We start from the raw sequence: 23,360 nt of genomic DNA, 5'->3' as shown, positions 1-23,360 counted from the left end.
CCATGACGAACAAGAAGAAAGACGTTGAGTCGATTCACTACCTCTCCCCGCTCCAGCAGGGATTGCTCTTTCACGCGGTCTCGGACCGGTCCGCCGATCCGTACTTCGTCCAGACGGCCTTCCTCCTGGAGGGGCGGCTCGACCTCGATGTCTTCGAGCGCGCCTGGCAAGCGCTCGCGGAGCGGCACCCGATCCTGCGCACCGGCTTCGTCTGGGAGGGCGTGGCGAAGCCCGTGCAGGTGGTCCGACCGCGGGCGACGATCCCGCTCGCGCGCCACGACCTCCGCGGGCTCGGCGCGCGCGAGCGCGAGGCGGCCCTCGTCGAGCTCATGGCCGCCGACCGGCGCGCCGGCTTCGACCTGCTGAAGGCGCCGCTCATGCGGCTCACGGTGGCTCAGGCCGAGGACGAGGCCTTTTATTTCATCAACAGCCATCATCACCTCCTGCTCGACGGGTGGAGCTTCGCGCTCCTGCTGAGAGAGGCGCTGTTCGTGTATCAAGCGCTCGTGCGGGGCACCGCGCCCGAGCTGCCGCGGCCGCGCCCGTACCGGGAATACCTTGCGTGGGTGCAGGCCCAGGACGAAGGCGCCGCCGAGCGGTTCTTCCGCGGCGCGCTGGCCGGGTTCCGGGCGCCGACGCCGCTCCCCATGGAGGCCGGCCCGGCCGCGGCGGCCGCGGCGAGCGACGCGGCGTTCCCCTGCGCCGAGCAGGCGCTGCGCTTCTCGCGGGCCGAGACGGAGGCGCTCGCGGCCTGCGCGCGCCGGCTGCGCGTCACGCTGAACACCCTCGTGCAGGGCGCGTGGGCCCTCCTGCTCTCCCGGCACAGCGGAGAGCGCGACGTGGTCTTCGGCGCCACGGTGTCGGGCCGCCCCCCGGAGCTCCCGGGCTCCGAGGCCATCGTCGGCGTGCTGATCAACACCTTGCCGGTGCGGGTCCACGTGGACGAGCACGAGCCGCTCGCCGCCTGGCTCTCGCGGCTGCAGGACCGCAACAGCGCGCTGCGCCAGCACGAGTGGACCCCCCTGTCCAACGTCCAGCGCTGGAGCGACGTGCCGGGCGGGCGGTCCCTCTTCGACACCATCGTTGTGTTCGACAGCTACCCCGAGGAGGACGTGAGCGGCGCCCAGACCGACGTGCGCGTCCGTCCCTTGCCCCGGCCTGGCGGCGGGCGCGTCGGCGACGCCCTGCTCACCGCCGGGCGCAACAACTACCCCGTTTCGCTCATCGTCGAGCCGTCGAGCGAGCTCGGGCTCCTCCTGTCGTACGAGCGCCGCCGCCTCACGCACGAGGCCGCGGCCAGCCTGCTCGGCCAGTGCCGCGCGCTGATCGAGGCGATGGTGGCGCGGCCGCACGCCCGCCTGGCCGAGCTGCCCCTCGTGGGCGCCGCCGAGCGGCGCCGCCTGCTCACCGACCTGAACGCGACGGCCACGGCCTCCCCGCCGGCGGCCTGCGTCCACGAGCTCTTCGAGGCGCACGCCGCCGCGCGGCCCGGCGCGCTCGCGGTCGCCTGCGAAGAGACGGCGCTGACCTACGGGGAGCTCGACCGGAAGACGAACCAGCTGGCGTGGAGGCTGCGGGCGCTCGGCGTGGGGCCCGAGGACCGGGTCGTCCTGTGCATCGAGCGCTCGGCCGAGATGATCCTCGCGCTGCTCGGCGCGCTCAAGGCCGGCGCCGCGTACGTGCCTGTCGACCCGAAGTTCCCGCGCGAGCGGCTCCGCGCCGTGGTGGAGGACAGCGGCGCGCGCGTCGTGGTCACGCAGGAGCGGTGGGCCGGCGCGTTCGACGAGCCGGGTCCCGCGCTGCTCTTCCTGGACCGCGACGCGGGCGCCCTCGCGGCCGAGCCCGACGCGCCGCTCGGCCAGACGGCCCGCCCCGACAACCTCGCCTACCTCATCTACACCTCGGGCTCGACGGGGCGCCCGAAGGGCGTGGCCGTCGAGCACCGCCACCTCGTGAACTACGTGCGCGGCGTGCTCGCGCGGCTCCCCCTCGCCGAGGGCGGCGGCATGGCGCTCGTCTCGACCGTGGCCGCGGACCTCGGGCACACGTCGCTCTTCGGGGCGCTCTGCTCGGGCCGCGCGCTGCACGTCCTGTCCGAGGCGCGGATCTTCGATCCCGACGCGACCGCCGAGTACATGAGCCGCCACGGGGTCGAGGCGCTCAAGATCGTCCCCAGCCACCTCGGCGCGCTCCTCGAAGCCGCGCGCCCCGAGCGCGTGCTGCCGGCGCGCTGCCTCGTGGTCGGCGGAGAGGCCTCGAGCTGGGAGCTCATCGAGCGGATCCGGACGCTCGCGCCGGGCTGCACCGTCGTGAACCACTACGGCCCCACCGAGACGACCGTTGGCTCGCTCACATGGCAGATCGACCCCGCAGACGGCCGCTCCGGGGCGACCGTGCCGATCGGCCGGCCGCTCCCGAATACCCAGGCATATGTCCTTGGTGTAAACTTTGAGCCCGTACCGGTGGGCGTGCCCGGGGAGCTCTACCTGGGCGGGGCTGGCGTGACGCGCGGCTACCACGCTCGCCCCGAGCTGACGGCGGAGCGCTTCGTCCCGGATCCGTTCGGGGGCGTGGCCGGGGGTCGGCTGTACCGCACCGGAGATCGCGTGCGCCTCCTCGCGAACGGCGCGATCGAGTTCCTCGGGCGCACCGACCACCAGATCAAGCTGCGCGGCCATCGCGTCGAGCTGGGCGAGATCGAGGCGCGGCTGCGGGAGCAGCCCGAGGTGCGCGAGGCGGTCGTGGCGGCGCGGGACGACAGCGGGGCCGTGCGCCTCGTGGCCTACGTGGTGAGCAGGGAGGCGGCGGCGCTCGACGCGGCGGCGCTCCGCGGCCGGCTCACGCAGCAGCTGCCCGACTACATGGTGCCCGCCGTGATCGTGGCGCTGCCGGCGCTGCCGCTCACCGCGAACGGCAAGATCGACCGCGCGGCGCTGCCCGAGCCCGAGCGGGCGGGCGCGCAGGAGGCGAGCGGCTTCGTCGCGCCGCGGAACGAGGTCGAGGCCACCCTCGCGCAGATCTGGGCCGACATCCTGCGCGTGGAGCGGGTCGGCATCCACGACAACTTCTTCGCCCTCGGCGGCGACTCCATCCGGAGCTTGCAGGTCATCGCGCGCGCCAACCAGCGCGGCATCAAGCTGAGCCCGAAGGCCCTGTTCGACCACCCCACGGTGGCCGCCGCCGCGGCGGTCGCGGTCTCCGCCGCGGCCCCGGAACGGGCTGCCGCTGCCCCGGAAAAGGCGCCCACACGCCCGGGAAATGCGGGAGGGCCGCAGGGAGAGCAGCGCGAGGCGACGCCATCCATCTCGCCGTCGCAGTCAACGTCGCAGTTCCCGCTGAGCGGCCTCACCGAGGACGAGATCGCGCGCTGCCTGCCGGACGCGTCGGGGCTCGATGACGTCTACCCGCTCTCGCCGATGCAGGAGGGCATGCTCTTTCACACCCTCCTGAACCCGGGCTCCGGCATCTACCTGATGCAGCAGCACTACGTGTGGCACGGCCCGCTCGACGCCGGCCTCATCGTCGAGGCCTGGCAGCGGGTGGTGGCGCGACACCCCATCCTGAGGACGTCGTTCGCCTGGAAGGATCTCGAGCGGCCGGTCCAGGTCGTCCACCGGCAGGTCGACCTCTCCGAGGTCATCCACGTCCTCGACTGGCGCGATCAGACCGAGGCCGAGCAGGAGAGGCGCCTCGCCGAGACGCTCGAGGCCGAGCTCGCCGCCGGGCTCGACATGACCCGCGCGCCGTTGATGCGGATCCGGCTGATCCGCATGAAGGACGACGCGTATCGCATCGTCCGGAGCTTCCACCACATCCTCACGGACGACTGGTGCTTCTCCGTGATGATGATGGAGTGCCTGTCGTACTACGAGGCCTTGGGCGAGGGCCGCTCGCTGGAGCTGCCAGAGCCGCGCCCGTACCGCGACTACATCGCCTGGCTCTCGCAACAGGACCTCTCGGCGGCCGAGCGGTTCTGGCGCGAGGAGCTCCGCGGCTTCGCGGAGCCGACGCCCCTCGGCGTGGAGCGAGCCGCCGCCGACGGCGCGGCGCCGCTCGCGGGGGCCGGCGTGAGCGACGCGCTCGTCGAGCTGCCCCCGGCCATGACCGAGTCGCTCCTGCGCCTCTCGCACCAGCACGGGCTGACGCCCAACACCCTCGTGCAAGGGGCCTGGGCGCTCCTCCTGAGCCGCTACAGCGGCCAGCGCGACGTCGTGTTCGGCGTGACCGTGGCGGGCCGACCGACCGATCTGCCCGGCGTGGAGACGATCGTGGGCCTGTTCATCAACAGCCTGCCGCTCCGGGTGCGCGTGCCGCCCGAGCAGCCGCTCCTCCCGTGGCTCAAGGGCCTCCTCTCCCACAACTACCGTATCCGCGAGTTCGAGTATCCGCCGCTTGTGCACATCCAGCGGTGGAGCGAGCTCCCCAAGGGACAGGCGCTGTTCAACAGCCTCCTCGTCTTCGAGAACGCGCCGAAGGATCCCCGCCTCGGGCAGCAGGTCGGCGCCGTTCGCCTCTCGTACGAGCAGGACCGGGTCCACACGAACTATCCGATGACGGTCGTGGCGTACCCGGGCGAGTCGCTCGGGATCCGGCTCTCGTACGACCGGCGCTTGTTCGAGCCCGATGCCGTCCGGCGGATGCTCGACCACCTGGTCCAGCTCCTCTCCGAGATGGCCCGCCGCCCGGACGCCCGGCTGGGCGACCTCTCGCTCCTCGACGAGCGCGAGCGCCAGAGGCTCCTGCGCGAGTGGAACAGCACGAAGGGCGCGGAGCCTGCCGCGCCGAGCTACGTGGCGCTCTTTGAGGCCCAGGCGCGGAGGACGCCGGACGCGGACGCCGTCACGTGCCGCGGGCGCCGGCTCACCTACGCGGCCCTGAACCGCGCCGCGAACCACGTGGCCCACGCGCTGCGGGCCCAGGGGGTCGGCCCGGACACGATCGTGGCCGTGCTGGAGTCGCGCGACATCGAGCTGGTCGTCGCGGTGCTCGGCGTGCTCAAGGCCGGCGGCGCGTACCTCCCGCTCGATCCCCACCAGCCGGAGCAGCGCATCGCCGGCGTTATCGAGTCGAGCCGCGCGCCCGTGGTCGTGACCTCGGACGCATGGGTCCCGCGACTCGCGAAGGCGCTCGCGCACCTGCCGGAGCCGGCGCGGCCGCGGTTCGTGACGCGCGAGCGCCTCGCCGCGCAACGCGGGCCCGCGCCCGTCGACGACCTGCCGCGGCTCGCCGGCCCCGGCCACCTCGCCTACGTGATCTATACGAGCGGATCGACCGGCGTGCCGAAGGGCGCGATGGTCGAGCACGCGGGGATGCTCAACAACGTGTGGGGGAAGATCCCCGCGCTGGAGCTCGGCCCCTCGGACGTGATCGGCCAGACCGCGTCCCAGTGCTTCGACATCTCGGTGTGGCAGCTGCTCTCGGCGCTGCTCTGCGGCGGCCGCGTCCACATCGTCCCCGACGAGATCGTGGGCGATCCGCGGCGCCTGCTGGAGGAGGCCGAGGCGCAGGGCACCACGGTCCTGGAGCTGGTCCCGTCGCTGCTCGCGGAGCTCGTCTCGGCGGACGCCGACGCGCCGCGCCTCCCGCGCCTCCGGTGGATGCTGCCCACCGGCGAGGCGCTGACGCCCGACCTCGCCCGCCGGTGGTTCGCGCGGTACCCCCGCGTCCCCCTGATGAACGCCTACGGGCCGGCCGAGTGCGCCGACGACGTCGCGCTGCACACGATCATGGCGGCCCCGGGGCCCGAGGTCGTCCACATGCCGATCGGCCGGCCCGTGCCCAACGTGAGGCTCCACGTCGTGACGGGCGACGACCTCGCGCCCGTCGGCGTGACCGGCGAGATCTGCGTCGCGGGCATCGGCGTGGGGCGCGGCTACCTGAACGACCCCGCCCGCACCGCCGAGGCCTTCGTGCCCGATCCCTTCGGCGGCGCGCCCGGCGCGCGCATGTACCGCACAGGCGACCTCGGCCGGCGCCTCGCGGACGGCACCCTCGAGTTCGCGGGGCGGCGGGATCACCAGGTGAAGATCCGCGGCTTCCGCATCGAGCTCGGCGAGATCGAGGCGCGCCTCGCGCGGCACCCGGAGGTCCACGAGGCCGTCGTCGTGGTCCGGGAGGAGCGCACCTCGGGCAAACGGCTGGTGGCCTACGTCGTCGGCGAGGGCGGCGCGCCCCCTGCGCCCGATCGCCTGCGCGAGTTCCTGAAGGAGACGCTGCCCGACTACATGGTGCCGCCCGTCTTCGTCGCCCTGCCCGCGCTGCCGCTCACCCCGAACGGCAAGGTGGACCGCAAGGCGCTGCCGGCGCCGGAGGCGCCCGCGATCGACGCGGGCGGCGCGGCGGCCGGCGCCCCGACGACGCCGACCGAGGAGGCCCTCGCGGGCATCTGGGCGGAGGTGCTGGGGCTCGAGCGGGTCCCCGTCCACGCGGGCTTCTTCGAGCTCGGCGGGCACTCGCTGCTGGCCACGCAGGTGGTGTCGCGCGTGCGCAAGGCGCTCGGCGTCGAGCTGCCGCTCCGCAGCCTGTTCGACCACCCCACGGTGGCGGAGCTCGCCCGCGACGTCGATCGGCGCCGCGCTCCGGGCGGCGGCGCCGCGGCCGCGGGCGCGCCGCCGCCGCTCGTCCCGGCGCCGCGCACGGGGCCGCTGCCGCTCTCGTTCGCGCAGCAGCGCCTGTGGTTCCTGGCGCAGCTCGAGCCGGACAGCGCCGGGTACAACATGACCGCGGCCGTGCGCGTCGAGGGGGCGCTCGACGTCGCGCTGCTCAGGGAGAGCCTTGCCGCGCTCGTCCGGCGCCACGAGTCGCTGCGGACCACGTTCGGCGTGGCCTCGAGCGAGCCGGTGCAGGTGATCGCCCCCGAGGGCGCGCCGGAGTTCGAGGTGGTGGACCTGTCGGCGACGCCCGCCGAGGAGCGCGGCGCGGCGGTCCAGCGCCTGGCCGCGGACCGCGCGGAGCGGCCGTTCGACCTCGGTCGAGGGCCGCTCCTGCGGGTGACGGCGATCCGGCTGCGCGGCGACGAGCTCGTGCTGGTCCTCGTCGTCCACCACATCGTGGCGGACGGCTGGACCATGAACGTGCTGGTCGCGGACCTGGCCGAGCTGTACGCGGCGGCGAGGGCCGGGCGGCCGCCGGCGCTGAGGCCGCTGCCGGTCCAGTACGCGGACTTCGCGGTCTGGCAGCGCAGCTGGATGCAGGGCGCGACCCGCGAGGCGCTGCTCGGCGCCTGGCGCGAGCGGCTCGCCGGCCCCCCGCCGGCGCTCGATCTGCGCCCGGATCACCCCCGGTCCGCCGCGTCGACCTACCGCGGCGGGCGCCACACGATCGTGGTGGACCGCGCGCTCTCCGAGGCGCTGCGCGCGCTCGGCCGGCGCGAGGGCGCCACGCTCTTCATGACGCTGCTCGCGGCGTTCAAGGTCGTGCTCCTCGGCCGCACAGGCCAGAGCGACGTCCTCGTCGGCACCGACGTCGCGGGCCGCAACCGCGCCGAGACCGAGGGGCTCATCGGGTTCTTCGTGAACCTGCTCGTCCTGCGCACGGATCTCGGCGGCCTGCCCACGTTCCGGGAGCTCCTTCAGCGGGTCCGGGAGGTCACGCTCGACGCGTACGCGCACCAGGACCTGCCGTTCGAGCAGGTCGTCGACGCCGTGCGGCCGGCCCGCGAGCCCGGCCGCCACCCCCTCGTGCAGACGCTCTTCGTGCTGCAGAACGTGCCGGCGTCCGAGATCTCGCTGCCCGGGGTGCGCTTCAGCGCCGTGGAGCTCGAGCGGGAGGTGTCGCGCTTCGACCTCGGCGTCTTCGTCGAGGAGACGGACGAGGGGCTCACGTGCGCGTGGAAGTACCGCGCCGATCTGTTCGAGCCGCCGACCATCGCAGCGATGGCGGCCCACTTCATGGCCGTGCTGCGGGCCATCGTGGACGACCCCGACCGCCGCGTGACGGCGCTCGCGGCAGCGGAGAGGAAGGAACGCACCGTGGAAGGACGCACGCGCGACGAGGGCCGGCTCCGGAGCCTCAAGCGCATCACCCCCCGCAAGGTGGACGTGGGCCCGAGCGCGCTGGTCGCGACCAGCACGCTGGGCGACGGGCCGCTGCCGCTCGTCGTGAAGCCGGCGGTGGACGACGTGGACCTCGCCGCATGGGCCCGCGAGGAGCGGGCGTTCGTCGAGGCGCAGCTGCTCCGGCACGGGGCCGTGCTGTTCCGCGGCTTCCCGATCCGATCGGCCCCGGAGTTCGAGCAGGTCGCGCAGGCCATCTGCGGCGAGCTGTTCGGCGAGTACGGCGATCTTCCGCGGGAGAAGACCGGGCAGCACATCTACAGCTCGACGCCCTACCCGGCCGACAAGGCCATCCTGTTCCACAACGAGAGCTCGCACCTGCCGCGCTGGCCGCTCAAGCAGTGGTTCTTCTGCGTGCAGGCCGCGCCGGAGGGCGGCGCGACGCCGATCGTGGACTGCCGGCGGCTCTACGAGGCGCTCGCGCCCGACGTCCGCGAGCGCTTCCGGCGGTCGGGGCTGCTCTACGTGCGGAACTTCACGCCGGGCTTCGACGTGGATTGGCAAGACTTCTTCCACACCACCGATCCCGCGGTCGTGGAGGAGCGCTGCCGCGCCGGCGGCATGCGGTGCGAGTGGCTCGCGGGCGGCCGGCTGCGGATCAGCCAGCGCGGGCCGGCCGTGCTCTCGCACCCGAAGACGGGAGAGCAGGTGTTCTTCAACCAGATCCAGCTGCACCACCCCGCGTACCTGGAGGCGCCGGTGCGCGAGTCGCTGATGGCGATGGTCGGCGAGGAGTGGCTGCCCCGCAACGTGACCTACGGCGACGGCGCGCCGATCGAGGTCGAGACGACGCGCGCGCTCGGCGAGGCCTACGAGCGCTGCGCCGTGCGGTTCCCGTGGCAGGAGGGCGACATCATCCTGCTCGACAACATGCTCGTGGCCCACGGCCGCGATCCGTTCTCGGGCCCGCGGAAGATCGTGGTGGCCATGGGCGAGATGATGACGGCCGAGCGGGCGATGCAGGCGTCGCGGACGTCGGATGGCGCGGTGGCGTCATGACGGCGCAGGTCAGCGAGCTCGGGCCGAGCGTGCAGGGCGTGCGCCTGTCGCCGCAGCAGCGGCGCCTGTGGGCGCTCCACCGGAGCGGAGCCACGGTGTTCACGCGCGCGTGGATCCGGCTGGAGGGAGACCTCGACGCCGCGCGGCTGGCCAGCGCCCTCGGCCAGGTCGTCGCGCGCCACGAGATCCTGAGGACGACGTTCCGCCGGGATCCGCGCCTCAAGTTCCCGCTGCAGGCCGTCGGCGGGGCGGCGCCCGCGTGGCACCGGGTGGATCTGGGCGGCCGCGCGGCCGGCGAGCAGCAGGCGCACGTCGAGGCGCTCTGGCGCGAGGCCGCGCGGCTCAAGGTCGACCTGGAGCGCGGGCCGCTGCTCCACGTGTGGCTGGTGCGCCGCGCCGAGGGGCTGCACGACCTGCTCGTGGCCGCGCCCGGGCTCTCTGCCGACGCGTGGACGCTCGACCTCCTGTTCCGCGAGCTGGCCGAGGCCTACGCCGCCGCCGGCGAGCGGCAGGAGGCCGGGGTGGAGCCCGTGCAGTACGCCCAGTTCGCCGAGTGGCAGAACGAGCTCGTCGGCTCGGCGGAGAGCGCCCCCGTTCCTTCGGGGATGCCGGTCGTCCTCCCGTTCGAGGGCGCCGCCGAGGAGGGCGGCGCCTCCGGCGAGGTCGTCGACATCGAGGTCGACCCGGCGCTTCTCGGCCGGCTGGAGTCGCTGGCCCGCGGCGAGGGCGCCTCGCTCTCGTCGGTCCTGCTCGCCGCCTTCCAGCTCCACCTCGCGCGCCTCACCGGGTCGCGGGAGCTCCTCGTCGCCGTGGCCTCGGCCGGGCGGCGGATCGAGGACGTCCAGGAGGTCATGGGCCCGGTCGCCAAGTGGCTCCCGGTGCCGTGCCGCGTGGACGAGGCGCAGCGGTTCGCCGAGCTGGTGCGCCGGGCGCAGGCCGGCGTCGAGGAGGTGACCGAGGAGGAGGAGCACTGGAACCCCGACCTGCAGGCGGACGGCGGGGGGCCCGGGAGCACCGTCGGCTTCGAGTTCTCCTCGCTCCCCGAGCCCAGGGTGGCGGGCGGCGTCGCGTGGCACGTCGAGCGCCAGTGCACGGGCGCGGGCGGGCTCAAGCTCGCGCTCTCGGCGCAGCGCGGGCGGGGCCGCGTGCGCCTCTCGCTCTGGCACGACGCGCGCCGCTGCGGGGCGGAGGGCGTCCTGGCGATGGCCGAGCAGTACCGGGCGCTGCTCGGCAGCGCGGCCGAGGCCTGGTCGGAGCCCGCCGCGCGCCTCGGCCTGCTGGGCCCCGCGGAGCGGGCGCGGCGGCTCTCCGAGGGCCGGGGGGCGGCGCACGATGCCGCGCCCCCGCGGTGCCTGCACGAGGCGTTCGAGGAGCACGCTGCGCGGCAGCCCGACGCGCTGGCGGTGGTCGCGGGCGACCGGCGGCTGACCTACCGCGAGCTCAACCAGCAGGCCAACCGGCTCGCCCACCACCTCCGCCGGCGCGGCGTTGGGGGCGGCAGCCCGGTCGGCCTCTGCGGCGAGCGATCCGTGGACATGATCACGGGCCTCCTCGCCATCCTGAAGGCCGGAGGCGCCTACGTGCCGCTCGACCCGCAGGCCCCGGTGCAGCGGCTCGCCCAGCAGATCCGGCGCGCGGGCTTCTCCGTCCTGCTCACGAACGCGCCCGTCCGCGCCCGGCTGCCGGACCTGTCGAACACCGACTGCGCCGTCCTCTCCCTGGACGACGCGGCGCTGCTCGACGGCGAGCCTGCCGACAACCTGGGCGTGCCGGTGCTGCCCGATGATCTCGCGTCCGTCGTCTTCACGTCGGGCTCGACCGGTGAGCCCAAGGGCGTCGGCGTCACGCACCGCGGGATCGCCAGCTACACCCGCTCGGTGTGCGAGGCGCTCGGGATCATCGAGGCCGGGCTGCACTTCGCGACCGTCTCGACGCTGAGCGCCGACCTCGGCAACACGAGCATCTTCGGCGCGCTCGCCGCGGGCGGGTGCCTGCACGTGATCGGCTACGAGACGGCGACCGACGGCCGGCTCTTCTCGGAGTACTACCGGCGCTGGCCGATCGACGTGCTGAAGATCGTGCCCTCGCACCTGAGCGCGCTGCTCGACACGGGCGAGGGGTCGGCGGTGCTGCCGCGGCGGCTCCTGGTGCTCGGCGGAGAGGCGCTGCCGCTCGCGCTCGTCGAGCGCATCGCGGCGGTCTCGAGCGGCTGCGCCGTGGCGAACCACTACGGGCCGACCGAGACGACGGTGGGCGCGCTGGTCTTGCCGCTGCGCGCGCTGCGCGACCGGCGCGGGTGCGCGTCGGTGCCGATCGGCCGCCCGCTCGCCAACGCGGAGGCGTACGTCCTCGACGAGCGCCTGGAGCCGGCGCCGGTGGGCACGGTGGGCGAGCTGTACCTGGGCGGCGCCGGCCTCTCGCGCGGGTACCTGGGCCAGCCGGATCTGACCGCGGAGCGGTTCGTGCCGCACCCGTTCGGCGTGGGCGCGCGGCTCTACCGGACGGGCGATCGGGCGCGGTACCGGCCCGACGGCGCCATCGAGTTCATGGGCCGGCGCGATCACCAGGTGAAGATCCGCGGCTTCCGCGTGGAGCTCGGGGAGATCGAGGCGCGGGTCCGGGAGCACCCCGCGGTCGGGCAGGCGGTCGTCCTCGCCGCGCGCCAGGACGGCGCGGTCGGGCCGACGATCGTCGCGTACGTCGTCCCCCGGGAGGGAGCGCTCGACGAGGCCGCGCTGCGCGCGTTCCTCAAGGACCGGCTCCCCGAGTACATGCACCCGAGCGACTTCGTGCTTCTGCACGCGTTGCCGCTGACCGCGAACGGGAAGGTGGATCGCAAGGCGCTGCCCAGCCCTGCCGCGCGCCGGCGGCGCGAGTACGTCGCGCCGCGGACGCCGGTCGAGGAGACGCTCGCGGCGATCTGGGCCGACGTCCTGGGGCGCCCGCAGGTCGGCGTCGAGGACAACTTCTTCGACCTCGGCGGGCACTCGCTGATGGCGATCCCGCTGATGCACCGGATCCAGCAGGCGCTCGGCGGCGGGCTGTCGTTGATGGCGATCTTCGAGGCGCCGACCGTGGCGGGGCTAGCCCGGCTCCTCGACGCCGGCGGTCCGGCGTCGAGCGTCGTCGAGCTCCGCGCGGGCGGGTCGCGCCCGCCGCTCTTCTGCGTGGATCCCACGGGCCGGCACGTCACCGCCTACCGGGGCCTCGCCGACGCCATCGGCGAGGACCGGCCTGTGCTCGGCCTCGATCTCGGCCCGGCGCTCGCGCGCGAGGTCGAGGCCGCGTCGATCGGGCGGATCGCCGAGCGCCTGTCGCGCGAGGTCCGGGAGCGGCAAGCGCGCGGGCCGTATCATCTCCTCGGGTGGTCCCTGGGCGGCGTGCTGGCGCTCGCCGTCGCCCGGGCGCTGGAGGAGCAGGGCGAGCAGGTCGCTTTCCTCGGCATCCTGGACACGCAGCCGCGCACGCGCGTCTACGCGGCGGCGGGGGGCGAGCCGGACGCCGTGGACGAGCTCGCGGAGTATGTCGCGCCGGACCGCAGGGCGGCGCTGCTCGCGCTCCCGCCGGCGGAGCTCGACGCCTTGCGCGAGCGGCTGCGGGGGCTCAGCGAGGTCGACCGGGTGGACGAGGCCGTGCGGTGGGCGCAGGCCCACGGCCTCGTGCCGGGCGACGTGCCGCCCGCGGCCTTCCATCACCGGTACGCGCTGCTCCGGGACGCGGCCCTGTTCCTGAACGACCTGCCGCCGCGCTGCCTCGGCGCGCCCATCCACGTGTGGTGGAGCGCCGAGACGATCGAGCACCACGGCGGCCCGCCCGTGGACTGGCAGCAGCACACGGCCGGAGCGGTGCGCACAGCGATTCTTCCCGGCGATCATATCGCCGCCGTGCAGGGGGCCGACGCGCATGCGCGCGTACGCGAGACCCTGGACGTCCTGGACCCCGCGGAGCGCGCCCTGGAGCGCCCGGTGCGGAACAACCCTTCTCACTAGGGAGTACCCCATGAGTCTGTCTGCAGCTTCCAGTTTGCCTGTGTCGGACCAGGTGCCGGCGGCCTCCAGATCGCCCCTTCACGCGGGCCTCGCCGCGGAGCTCGGCGAGCGCCACCGGCGGCGCGCGCTGTACGAGCTGGGAGATCACCCCTTGCTCGAGCGGCAGCGGCAGCGCGAGTCGAACGCCCGCTCGTACCCGCGGCGGCTGCCGCTGGCGCTCTCGCGCGCGCAAGGCGTGTATGTGGAAGACGTCGAGGGGCGCGTGTTCCTCGATTGTCTGGCCGGGGCTGGCACCCTGGCGCTCGGGCACAACCACCCGGCGGTCACTGACGTCCTGGTGCGGACGCTGCACTCCGGTCTACCGCTCCACACGCTCGACCTCACCACGCCGGTCAAGGATCGCTTCACGCAGGACGTGCTCGGCGTGCTGCCGGCGGCCTTTGCCCGCCACGCGCGCATCCAGTTCTGCGGCCCCACGGGGGCGGACGCCGTGGAAGCTGCGCTGAAGCTGGTCAAGCTCGCGACGGGGCGCGGCACGGTGCTGGCCTTTCAGGGCGCGTACCACGGCATGACGCAGGGCGCGCTCGCCCTGATGGGCAACCTCGGGCCCAAGGCGGCGCTCGGCTCCAGCCTGAACGGTGTGCAGTTCCTGCCGTATCCGTACGAGTACCGCTGCCCGTTCGGTCTCGGCGGCAGCGCCGGCATCGCGGCCTCGCTCGCGTACATCGACAACCTGCTGTCCGATCCGGAGGGCGGCGTGCCCAAGCCTGCTGCCATCATCGTCGAGGCGGTGCAGGGCGAGGGGGGCATGATCCCGGCACCGGTCGCCTGGCTAAAGGGGCTGCGGGAGCTGGCGACGCGCCATGATATCCCGCTGATCCTCGACGAGGTGCAGACAGGCTTTGGCCGCACCGGGCGCATGTTCGCGTTCGAGCACGCCGGCATCGAGCCGGACGTGCTGGTCCTGTCGAAGGCGCTTGGCGGCGGACTCCCGCTCTCGGTGGTGGCGTATCACGAGCGCTTCGACACCTGGCGTCCGGGCGCCCACGCCGGCACGTTCCGCGGCAACCAGCTCGCGATGGCCGCGGGCTCGGTCACGATGTCGGTGCTGCGCGCGGAGCGCCTCGACGCGGCGGCCGCGGAGCTCGGCGCGCGGCTCATGGCGCAGCTCACCGCGCTCGCCAAGGAGCACGCGTGCATCGGCGACGTGCGCGGGCGCGGCCTGATGGCCGGCGTGGAGCTCGTGGACACGGCGGCCGCGCCCGACGCGCTCGGGGCGCGCCCTGCCCACCGCGACCTCGCCGGGCGCGTGCAGCGCGAGTGCCTGCGGCGGGGGATGATCGTGGAGCTCGGCGGCCGCCACGGCAGCGTGGTGCGCTTCCTGCCGCCGCTCGTCATCACGGCGGCTCAGATCGACGAGGCGGCGAGGATCTTCGGTCAGGCGCTGGCGGCCGCTTCTCCGTAATTGTCGTTCGGGGGGAGGGATCTCGGGGACACGGAGGTGCCGTGTTCAGGAGCCGGTCGTGGCGAGCAGCTCCCTGGCGTCGCTGACGACGGCGGCGCGGCGGATCCAGCGGTCCAGCTCCTCAAGATCGGTACTCGCGAGGACGCGCTCTCGCACCTCGGCGGGGACCTCGAGCCCGCGGGCCTCGAGGAAGGCGAGCACGGCCTGCGCCTTGGCTTCGAGGATTCCCTCCTGCCGACCTTTCGCTACGTAGCCGCGCGCGAATTCGCTCTGAAACTGGTAACCGCTCTTCATCATCGCCTCCAACTTCCGCCTCGCCGCTGCGTTCAGCGAGGATAGCACCAGGTCCCCGTAGACGGCCCGGCGCTCCTCATCGAGCTCGTCCGTCGCCCCCGAAAAGAGGGCATGGAGTCGTCTCACAAGTGGTTGCAATCATGCTGGATTTGCGTGGCGCGCCAGGCTCATGCGGTGGATCCCGCAGGAGCCGAGCAGCCACCTCCCACTCATGAATTCCGGGCAGCTCCTCGGATTCGTCACGCCGAGCGCCCTGCGTGTGCTCCGACGGTCAGGGCACGTGGGCTCCACGGGGGCTCGCGCGTACACGAGCGGAATCGGGCCCTCGACGGCTTCGAGATGCTACCGACGATGGGTGGTGTTCACGCAGCGGTTACCGCGTTGAATCGCCGCAGCTGGGCAGGAGCGCGCCCCGCACCGCGCGCAGCCCCTCAGTCAAGCTCCCATAGCGTCGGATCGCGTACCGCTCGCACACGACATCCACGTTGCCCTTGCGCCAGAACCCCTCCGGACAGACGACATGCATCTTCCCGGAGCGCCCGAACAGGCCGAGCTCCAGCAAGCTGATCGGCGCCTTCGAGTCAGGCGCGAAGTACATCAAGATGACGTCCGCCTCCTCGAGCCCGCGGAGCTCCCATTGCACCTGTTCCACGAAGCTCCGGTTCTCGAGGCTCTGCGCCCAGCCCGGCTCCCACCGCTCCCGCCGCGGATTGAGGATCACCACCTCGAGATCCGCGAGCTCCTGCGCGACGCTCGCCTGCCACAGCTCGGCCTGGCCGTTGTCGATGGATCCGGCGAGGAACAGCTTCGGACCCGCCAATCCGTCGAACGGCCGCGGCGCCAGCACCTCGATCATGGGGAACACCTCGCGGATGAGAACACGTGGACGACGATCGCCATGCGGGCCGCTCCCCTCCCCCGCCCCGTAAACGGTCAGCCCGCTCCGCCGTGCCCGTGCCCGCAGCCTCGCTTCGGCTCGGGCTCGCCCTTCGCCTGCGGCGGGGGCACCGGGGCGCACGTGCAGTCGAGGCACCCGTGCTCCGCGCAGCTCCCGCACGACGCGACCACCTGCTTGCGGAGGGCCTCACGGGCGCGGAAGAGGCGCACCGCCGCGTTGTTCGCGGTGATCGACGCCTCCTCGGCGAAGGCCTGCACCGAGAGGCCGTCGACCTCCACGCGCTGGATCGCGGCGGCGTACTCGGGCTTCAGCGTGCCGGCCAGCGCCCGGACGCACTGGCAAACCGCGCGGTGCTCCACCTCGGGCTGGGCCGCCTCGTCGAGCTCGGCGGCCAGCGCGGCCATCGCCCGCTCCGACGCGCCCTTTCGCCGGAAATGGTCAACCACAGCGTTCCGGAGGGTTCGATAGAACCACGCCGTGGCCGACTCCTCGTCGCGCAAGCTGTCGATGCGCCCTATGCCCCGCACGAAGGCGTCCTGCAGGATGTCCTCGGCGATGGCGCGATTGCCGACCTTCCGTTCCAGGAAGCGCAGAAACTCCCGGTGGCTCTCGACGAGGGTCGCGACCGCCGCCGCCGGCCGCGCGTCCTCGGCGCCTTCCCTCGGCGGCTCGGCGCGCTCCGGGCTTCGCTCTGGCTCGCTCTCGCTCATGACGCACCAGGCTATCCACGAGGGCCGCCCTGCGCCACCGCGCCACGGCACAAAGCGATGGCCAGCGTGACCGGTCGGGTCAGAATGTCCTCCTCTTCACCGGGAGGCTTGAATGACGCTTCAGAGGGTGCTCTTCCTGTCCAGCGTGGGGCTCCTGCCGGCCTGCTCAGGGGCAGATGTCGATGCCCCGCTGTCGTCCGCGCCGAGCTGCAGCGCATCGCCGGAGTGCGCCGCCACGCCCGAGACGCCGCTGTGCGACCAGGCGCGCGGCGAGTGCGTCGAGCTGCCGCCGGGATCTGCGATCGGCGTGAAGGATGGCAGTCCGTCCTCGGTCGCGCTCGTGTCCGTCTTCGAGCCGAACCGGCAGCGCGAGCCGACCGACCTCGCCTTCAACCCGGAGCGGCCCGAGGAGCTCTGGGTCGTCAACCGCAAGGACGACAGCGTGATCATCATCACGAAGCCCGGCGCGCCCGACGGCTCGTGGGTCCGCCTCCGCGACCCCGCCGCGGCGCACTTCATGGACCAGCCGCCGGCGATCGCCTTCGGCCACCCAGGCACGTTCGGGGTCTGCGGCGACAACGACAACGGCGGCAACTACTTCATGGGCCCGTCGCTCTTCTCGTCGGATCTCTCGATCTTCGCCACGGAGACGCCGGACGGCCTCGGGTCGCACCTCGACATGCTCCACTCGAGCTCCTTCTGCAAGGGCATCGCGCACGAGCAGGCCAACGTCTACTGGGTCTTCAACGGCAACGACAAGGCGCTCGACCGGTACGACTTCGCCCACGATCACGGCCCTGGCCACGACGACCACTCCGACGGCGAGATCTACCGCTATGCCGCCGGCGAGGTGCTCGGGGTCGACGCCACGTCGAGCCATATCTTCTACAGCGCCAAGGAAGAGCGCCTCTACGTCGCCGACACCGGCCACAAGCGGCTGCTCAAGCTGGATCCGACGAGCGGCGTGCCCGGCGCGAGCTTCGACGGGCAAGAGCCGGTCAAGGTGCGCAGGCACATGGACGGCGCCACCCTCATCGAGTTCGTCCCCCCGGGGACGCTCGAGGCCCCGAGCGGCCTCGAGGTTCACGAGGGCCTCGTCTACGTCACGGATCACGCGACCAGCAGGATCTACGCCTTCGACACGGCGGGGCAGGTGGTCCGGACCCTGGATACGGGCCTGCCCGCAGGCTCGCTCGCGGGGATCACCTTCGGGCCGGACGGCAAGCTCTACCTCGTCGACACGCTGACGAGCCGGGTCTACCGCATCGATCCCATCCTCTGACGCGGCCGCGCGGCGCCCCTAAGACACCGATCACGTTGATCGAGCGAGAAATGAACCGCCAAGACCCCAAGGACGCCAAGAGCATTCTCCGTTCTTGGCGTCCTTGGCGACTTGGCGGTTCGAAATTCTGCGCTTTTCAGGCAGTTTCAACCCGTTTGTCGCTCTAGCCCATTACTCGCCGCCCGCCGGCGCGCTCGCTTCCGGCCCGCCGAGCAGCGCGTCCAGCTCGGCCTCGCCCTTGTCCTCGGCCGCCTTGCGCCGGCGGCGGCGGATCCACTCGGCCGCGTCGTCGAAGAGCGAGTAGGCCACCGGGACCGCGAGCAGCGTGAGGACCAGGGAGAGCGACTGGCCGCCGAGCACGATGGCCCCCGTCGTCCGGTTCTGGCCCGAGCCGACCCCGTGCGAGAGCACGAGCGGGATCATGCCGGCCACGAAGGCGATCGTCGTCATGAGGATCGGGCGGAGCCGGTCCTTGTTCGCCTGCAGGATCGCCTGGAGCCGCGGCATCCCCTCCGCGCGCAGGTGGTTCGTGTGATCGATCTGGAGGATCGCGTTCTTCTTCACCACGCCGAAGAGGACGAGCAGCCCGAGCCCCGAGAAGAGGTTCAGCGACTGGCCGAAGAGCTTGAGCGAGAGCAGCGCGAAGGGCACCGTGAGCGGCAGCGAGAGCAGGATCGTGATCGGGTGAAGCCACGACTCGAACTGCGCCGCGAGGATGAGGTACATGAACACGAACGCGAGCCCGATGACGACGGCGAAGCCCTCCGCCGTGCTCGCCGTGTTCTTCGAGGAGCCCACCCGCGTCGTCGAGTAGCCGGCCGGCATCTTCTGCTCGGCGACGATACGATCGAGCGCCGCCTGGATCGTGCTGTCACCGACGCCGGGCGCCGCGTTCGCGCTGATGGTGATCTGCCGGCGCCGACCCAGGCGGCCGATCGATGAGGGGCCGCTATCGGGCTTCATCGTGACCACGCTGGGGAGCGGGACCGAGCCGTACTTCGACGAGGGCACCGTGAGCAGCGAGAGATCCTGCTCGTCGGCGCGGTACTTCGCGTCGGCGCGCATGCGGACGTCGAACTGCTCGCCGCCCTCGGAGTAGGTCGAGACCTTGAGCCCGCCGACGAAGAGCTGGAGCGTGGTGGCGACGTCGGCCACCTGCACGCCCAGATCCGCGGCCTTGTCTCGATCGACGTAAGCGCGGAGCTCGGGCTTCCCGACGATGAGGCTGTTGTCGACGTCGACGGCGCCGGGCACCTTGCGCAGCTCCTCGGTGATGCGCGTCGCGTACTCGCCGAGCTTGTCGAGGTCGGGGCCCTGGAGCGCGATCTGGGTGCGAGCCGACGACTGGCCGCCGGACGACACCGCCTGCACTTCGCCGGCCGTGATCCTGAGCTCGGAAGGCTGCCTGGCGAGGATCTCCTTGCGCACCCTCTGCATGATCTCGAGCTGCGTGAGCTGCCGCTGCTCGGGATCGACCAGCATCACGAAGATCTTGGCGACGTTCGCGGCCTGCTGATCGCCCTCGCCGACGGTCAGGAGCGTGTGCGTGACGCCGGGCAGCGCGCGCACGTCGTCGGCGATCCGCTCGGCGATGAGCCGGGTCGAGGTCAGGCTGGTGCCCTCGGGCGCGCGCATGTTGATCTCGAACTGCGCCTGATCGTCGTCGGGCAGGAAGCCGCTGGGCAGCGTCTTGGCGATGGGGCCGCAGGAGCCGAGCGTGACCGCCGAGGCGACGACGATCACCCAGCGGCGCTTCATCACCCAGGAGAGCACGGCCATGTAGACGCGCTCGATCGGGCGGTAGAAGACGTCGACGACGCGCTCCAGGATCGGAGGCTTCGCCTCCTTCCCGTGGACCTTGTGGCCGGAGAGCCAGCGCGCCGCGAGCGAGGGGGTGAGCGAGAAGCTGACGATCAGCGACACGCCGATGGAGAACGCCATCGTCAGGCCGAAGCTCTTGAGGAAGCGGCCCACGATGCCGGGCATGAACGCGACCGGGATGAAGACCGCCATCAGCGACAGCGTGGTCGCGAGGACGGCGAGGCCGATCTCCTTCGTCGCGAGGACGGCGGCCGGGAAGGGCTTCATCCCCTTCTCGTCGATGTAGCGGACGATGTTCTCGAGCACGACGATCGCGTCGTCGATGACGATGCCGACCGCGAGCGCGAGCGCGAGGAGCGTGAGGAAGTTGAGCGTGAAGCCCGCGATCCACATCACGGCGAAGGTGCCGATGACGGAGATCGGGATCGCGAGCGCCGCGATGAGCGTGCTCCGCGCGTTGCCGAGGAAGAAGAGCACGACCACGGCGGCGAGGAGCGCGCCGAGCACGAGGTGCTCCTTCACGGCGGCGATGCCCGTGCGGATCACGCGCGAGCCGTCGCGCACGACCTCGATCTTCGTCCCCTCGGGCAGCGTCCGCTGCACCTCGGCGAGGCGCGCCTGCACGGTGTCGACGACGGCGACCGTGTTCTCGCCCGACTGCTTGACCACGGAGAGGAGGACGGTGCGCTCGCGGTCGAGCTGGGCCCAGGTCTTCTCCTCCGCGCGGTCGTCCTCGACGCGGGCGACGTCGGCGAGGCGCACGGCGTGCCCGTCCTTCTCGCGGAGCACGATGCGGCCGAGCGCCTCGGGCGACTCGACGCGGCCCATCACCCGGAGCGTGAGATCCGTGGGGCCGGTCTCGACGCTTCCGCCCGGGGTCATCAGGTTCTGCGCGCCGATCGTGCGCTGCACCTCGGCCGCCGTGATCTCCTGCGCGCGCAGCGCGACCGGATCCAACCAGACGTTGAGCTGCCGGTTCTGGGCGCCGATGACGTTGACCTGGCCGACGCCGGCGATGCCCTCGATCTGCCGGCGCACCTGCTTGTCGGCGATCTCGCTGAGCTCGCGGATCGGCTTGTTCGACTTCACGGAGACGATCAGGACCGGGGCCGCGCCGAAGTCGATCCGGCTCACGACCGGCTGGTCGATGCCCTTCGGCAGGCTGGGCAGGATGGCGTTGATCTTGTCACGCACCTCCTGCGCGGCGACGTCGCTGTCCTTCTCGAGCTTGAAGCCGACGATGACGATGCTCACCCCCTGGGTCGAGGTCGAGCGGAGCTCGTCGATGCCGCTGATGGTGTTCACCGCGCCCTCGATCCGGTCGGAGATCTCGGCCTCGACCTCCTCGGGCGCCGCGCCGTCGAGGCGCGTCGTGACGACGACGTACGGGACGTCGATGTTGGGGAACTGGTCGAGGCCGAGCCGGGTGTAGCCGGCGACGCCGAGGACCACGATGACGAGCATGAGGACCGACGCGAAGACGGGCCTCTTGACGCAGACGCGAGCGAGCCACTGCATGACGACCTCACTCCACGGCTTGGCCGTTCTGGAGGGCCTCGGACGGGTTGATGACGATCGCTTCCCCTGCGCGGACGCCGCGGAGAACCGCCACGGCGTCGCCCTTCTCCACGCCGGTCTGCACCACGCGCTCCTCGAGCCGGTGGTCGACGACGGCGAACAGGTGCGCGCGCCCCTCCCGCGGGACGATGGCGGACCTCGGCACCACCGGGCTCGGCGTCTCGGCCGTGGCGAGCGCGACGGACGCGAACATGCCCGGCCGCAGCGCGCCGTCGGGGTCCTGCACCTCGGCCTCGGCGACGAGATCGCGCGTGGTCTCGCGGACCGCGGCGCCGATCCAGCGCACCGTACCCGCGAACGACCGCCCCGGGTACGCCGGCACGGTGAACGTCAGCGCGCCGCCGGTCTTGACGGCCGCGAGGCTCGCCTCGGGCACGGTGAACCGGAGGCGCGGCGCGCCCTTCGAGACGAGCGCGACGACCCGGGAGTCCTGGCGGACATACTCGCCGACGTCGACGAAGCGCTCGGCGACCACCCCGTCGAACGGCGCGCGGATCTGGCCGTCGCCGACGCTCTGCGCGGCGGCGCGGGCGCGGGCGGAGGCGGCCGCGACCGAGAGCGGGGCGCTCCGGCACTGGTCGGCGATCCGGTCGTGCTCGACGCCGGAGATCGCGCCGCTCTCGAGCAGCGCCCTGTAGCGGTCGCACTCGCGCTTCGCCGTCTCTTCCTGGGCGCGGGTCAGCGCGGCGTTCGCCTGCGCCTCCGCGGCGGAGAGCGCGGCGGCGCGGACGTCGAGGCGCGCGAGCAGGTCGCCCTTCTTCACCTCGGCGCCGCGCTCGACGAACGTCTCCACCACGCGGCCGACCGCGTTGGCGGCGAGATCGGTCTCGCGATCCCCGCGCAGCGTGCCGGTGAGCGCGATGCTGCGCGGTATGGGCTGCTCGCGCACCTCCGCGGTCTCGACGCGGGCCTTCGGCCCGCTCGCCTCGGGGGCGGTGGTGGCGCTGGCCTTGCGCTCGCAGCCCGCCGCTGCGGCGGCGAGCGCGAGGAGCAGGAGGAGGCTTTGGGCGCGGCCTTTCGTCGTGGTGTGGGTCAAGGGTCCCTCGGGGCAGCGTCGGTCGCGGAGCGGCCTGATCCGGGCAGAGCACGGCCCTCGGCGGAGCACGGCGCCACGCGCGTCGGCGCGCTGCGCCGTCCGCTCGTTCCCCGTCGCCCAGCCTCTGGCCCCACCCGCTCGGGCGCGCCGGCGCCCAGGCGATCGCAACCGACAGTTGCGATGGGTATAACACGGCCGAAGGCGACCGCAACCATCGGTTGCGATGATCGCAACGAAAAGGTGCGATAGCTGGCCACGCCGCGAAATTGGGCTGGCGTGTGCCGCGCGGCGGAACTTCAATGGCGGCCGATGCAGGCGACGACGGCGAAGCGCACGGCGAAGCGAGGCTCCGCGAAGACGCACGCGCTCGTGCGCGGCGAGCCTGTCGTGCGGGGCATCCTCGCCGCCACGCTGGAGGAGCTCGCCAGCGCCGGGTATCGCGCGCTCCGGATCGAGGACGTGGCGACGCGCGCGGGGGTCAACAAGACCACCGTCTACCGGCGCTGGCCGACGAAGGAGGACCTCGTGCGGGCCGCGCTCCTGTCGGTCACGGACGAGAAGATCATCCCGCCGAACACGGGCTCGCTCCGTGGAGATCTCGTCGCGCTCGGGCGCGCGATCGTCGAGATCCAGATGTCACCGGTGGGGCAGAGCCTCTTTCACGTGTTCCTGTCCGAGGGGCCCGACTCGGAGCTCATCACCATCGCCCGCTCGCTGCGCGCGGTCCAGGAGGCAGGGCTGCGGGCCATCATCGAGGCCGCGGTCGCGCGCGGCGAGCTCGCGCCGAGCGCGGATCCGCTGCTGCCGTGCGAGCTGCTCGCGGCCTATCTCCGGCACCGGATGCTCGCGGATCGCACGGGCGTGGACGAGGCCCAGCTCGCGCACGTCGTCGACGTGATCCTCCTCGGGGTGCTGCGCCCCGACAGCCGGAAGCAGGCCTGAGCCGCGGGGGCGCCGGGCGGCGCGGCGCCCCGCGCTAGGCGCGGCGATCGCCGAGGCCTCGGCGCACGGGTCCGTGGCGCGCGGGCGCGCGCGAGGTGTCTGGTGCACGTCCTGGCGACAAAAGATATTTTATTGCAAATGCAATTTGGTTGCATTACTTCGAGCCCACGCCAGACCGTAGCCCTGCCGATCGCGCCGCGGCCACGGATGCACCTCGTTCACCCCACGCCGCGCGCGCGGCAGCCGCACCCGCCCGCGCTGGAGCGCGCCGGCGCTGGCGAGAGAGGACCTC

At 72.8% G+C, this 23,360-nt stretch carries 9 protein-coding genes and 1 pseudogene; 5 read left to right on the top strand and 5 right to left on the bottom strand.

Translation table 11 applies throughout. The features are described 5' to 3' along the window. The first annotated feature begins 2 nt into the window (after positions 1–2). The 3 genes from WME79_RS44925 to WME79_RS44915 are packed head-to-tail and all read left to right on the top strand — an operon-like array spanning position 3 to position 14,507. Positions 3–9,053: an amino acid adenylation domain-containing protein gene (locus WME79_RS44925; RefSeq protein WP_437528301.1), complete on the top strand. Its 9,051-nt coding sequence runs from the start codon at positions 3–5 to the stop codon at positions 9,051–9,053. Next, positions 9,050–13,042 (top strand): non-ribosomal peptide synthetase, encoded by a 3,993-nt coding sequence (locus WME79_RS44920; protein WP_437528299.1) that lies wholly within the window; start codon positions 9,050–9,052, stop codon positions 13,040–13,042. Before WME79_RS44925 ends, WME79_RS44920 begins: the two co-directional genes overlap by 4 nt. 16 nt (positions 13,043–13,058) lie before the next feature. After that, positions 13,059–14,507, top strand: coding sequence for a diaminobutyrate--2-oxoglutarate transaminase (locus WME79_RS44915; protein ID WP_437540064.1), 1,449 nt, complete (start codon positions 13,059–13,061; stop codon positions 14,505–14,507). A gap of 45 nt (positions 14,508–14,552) precedes the next feature. Here the strand turns inward: WME79_RS44915 and WME79_RS44910 are convergent. The 3 genes and pseudogenes from WME79_RS44910 to WME79_RS44900 form a co-directional block, all read right to left on the bottom strand. Next, positions 14,553–14,891, bottom strand: a pseudogene (locus WME79_RS44910) (hypothetical protein); the annotation flags it as partial. Positions 14,892–15,174: 283 nt separating this feature from the next. Then, a complete protein-coding gene (locus WME79_RS44905; RefSeq protein ID WP_437528297.1) occupies positions 15,175–15,657 on the bottom strand; it encodes a nucleoside 2-deoxyribosyltransferase domain-containing protein in 483 nt (160 codons plus the stop codon). A gap of 77 nt (positions 15,658–15,734) precedes the next feature. Further along, positions 15,735–16,409, bottom strand: a complete 675-nt coding sequence (locus tag WME79_RS44900; RefSeq protein WP_437528296.1) for an RNA polymerase sigma factor — start codon at positions 16,407–16,409, stop codon at positions 15,735–15,737. Positions 16,410–16,521: 112 nt separating this feature from the next. Between WME79_RS44900 and WME79_RS44895 the strand changes: the two genes are divergently transcribed. Next, a complete protein-coding gene (locus WME79_RS44895) occupies positions 16,522–17,691 on the top strand; it encodes a hypothetical protein (protein ID WP_437528295.1) in 1,170 nt (389 codons plus the stop codon). A gap of 171 nt (positions 17,692–17,862) precedes the next feature. On the opposite strand, the gene WME79_RS44890 is transcribed toward WME79_RS44895, so the two are convergent. Together WME79_RS44890 and WME79_RS44885 are read right to left on the bottom strand one after the other, a co-directional pair. Continuing rightward, positions 17,863–21,030, bottom strand: a complete 3,168-nt coding sequence (locus WME79_RS44890; protein WP_437528294.1) for an efflux RND transporter permease subunit — start codon at positions 21,028–21,030, stop codon at positions 17,863–17,865. A gap of 7 nt (positions 21,031–21,037) precedes the next feature. Then, positions 21,038–22,126 (bottom strand): efflux RND transporter periplasmic adaptor subunit, encoded by a 1,089-nt coding sequence (locus WME79_RS44885; RefSeq protein ID WP_437528292.1) that lies wholly within the window; start codon positions 22,124–22,126, stop codon positions 21,038–21,040. A 309-nt stretch (positions 22,127–22,435) separates the two neighbouring features. Between WME79_RS44885 and WME79_RS44880 the strand changes: the two genes are divergently transcribed. Continuing rightward, a complete protein-coding gene (locus WME79_RS44880; RefSeq protein ID WP_437528291.1) occupies positions 22,436–23,068 on the top strand; it encodes a TetR/AcrR family transcriptional regulator in 633 nt (210 codons plus the stop codon). Positions 23,069–23,360: the final 292 nt, after the last annotated feature.

Origin of the sequence: Sorangium sp. So ce726 (assembly GCF_051521405.1) — a bacterium.
In the GTDB taxonomy this organism is placed as follows: domain Bacteria; phylum Myxococcota_A; class Polyangia; order Polyangiales; family Polyangiaceae; genus Sorangium.
The sequence above is the reverse complement of the archived record's forward strand: the minus strand, read 5'-3'. Positions and strand labels throughout refer to the sequence as shown.

What these genes read in the sequence shown, in the direction of transcription:
- WME79_RS44925 (WP_437528301.1), top strand. Translation starts at nt 3, where the DNA reads ATGACGAACAAGAAGAAAGACGTTGAGTCGATTCACTACCTCTCCCCG.
- WME79_RS44920 (WP_437528299.1), top strand. Translation starts at nt 9,050, where the DNA reads ATGACGGCGCAGGTCAGCGAGCTCGGGCCGAGCGTGCAGGGCGTGCGC.
- WME79_RS44905 (WP_437528297.1), bottom strand. Translation starts at nt 15,657, where the DNA reads ATGATCGAGGTGCTGGCGCCGCGGCCGTTCGACGGATTGGCGGGTCCG.
- WME79_RS44900 (WP_437528296.1), bottom strand. Translation starts at nt 16,409, where the DNA reads ATGAGCGAGAGCGAGCCAGAGCGAAGCCCGGAGCGCGCCGAGCCGCCG.
- WME79_RS44895 (WP_437528295.1), top strand. Translation starts at nt 16,522, where the DNA reads ATGACGCTTCAGAGGGTGCTCTTCCTGTCCAGCGTGGGGCTCCTGCCG.
- WME79_RS44890 (WP_437528294.1), bottom strand. Translation starts at nt 21,030, where the DNA reads ATGCAGTGGCTCGCTCGCGTCTGCGTCAAGAGGCCCGTCTTCGCGTCG.
- WME79_RS44880 (WP_437528291.1), top strand. Translation starts at nt 22,436, where the DNA reads ATGCAGGCGACGACGGCGAAGCGCACGGCGAAGCGAGGCTCCGCGAAG.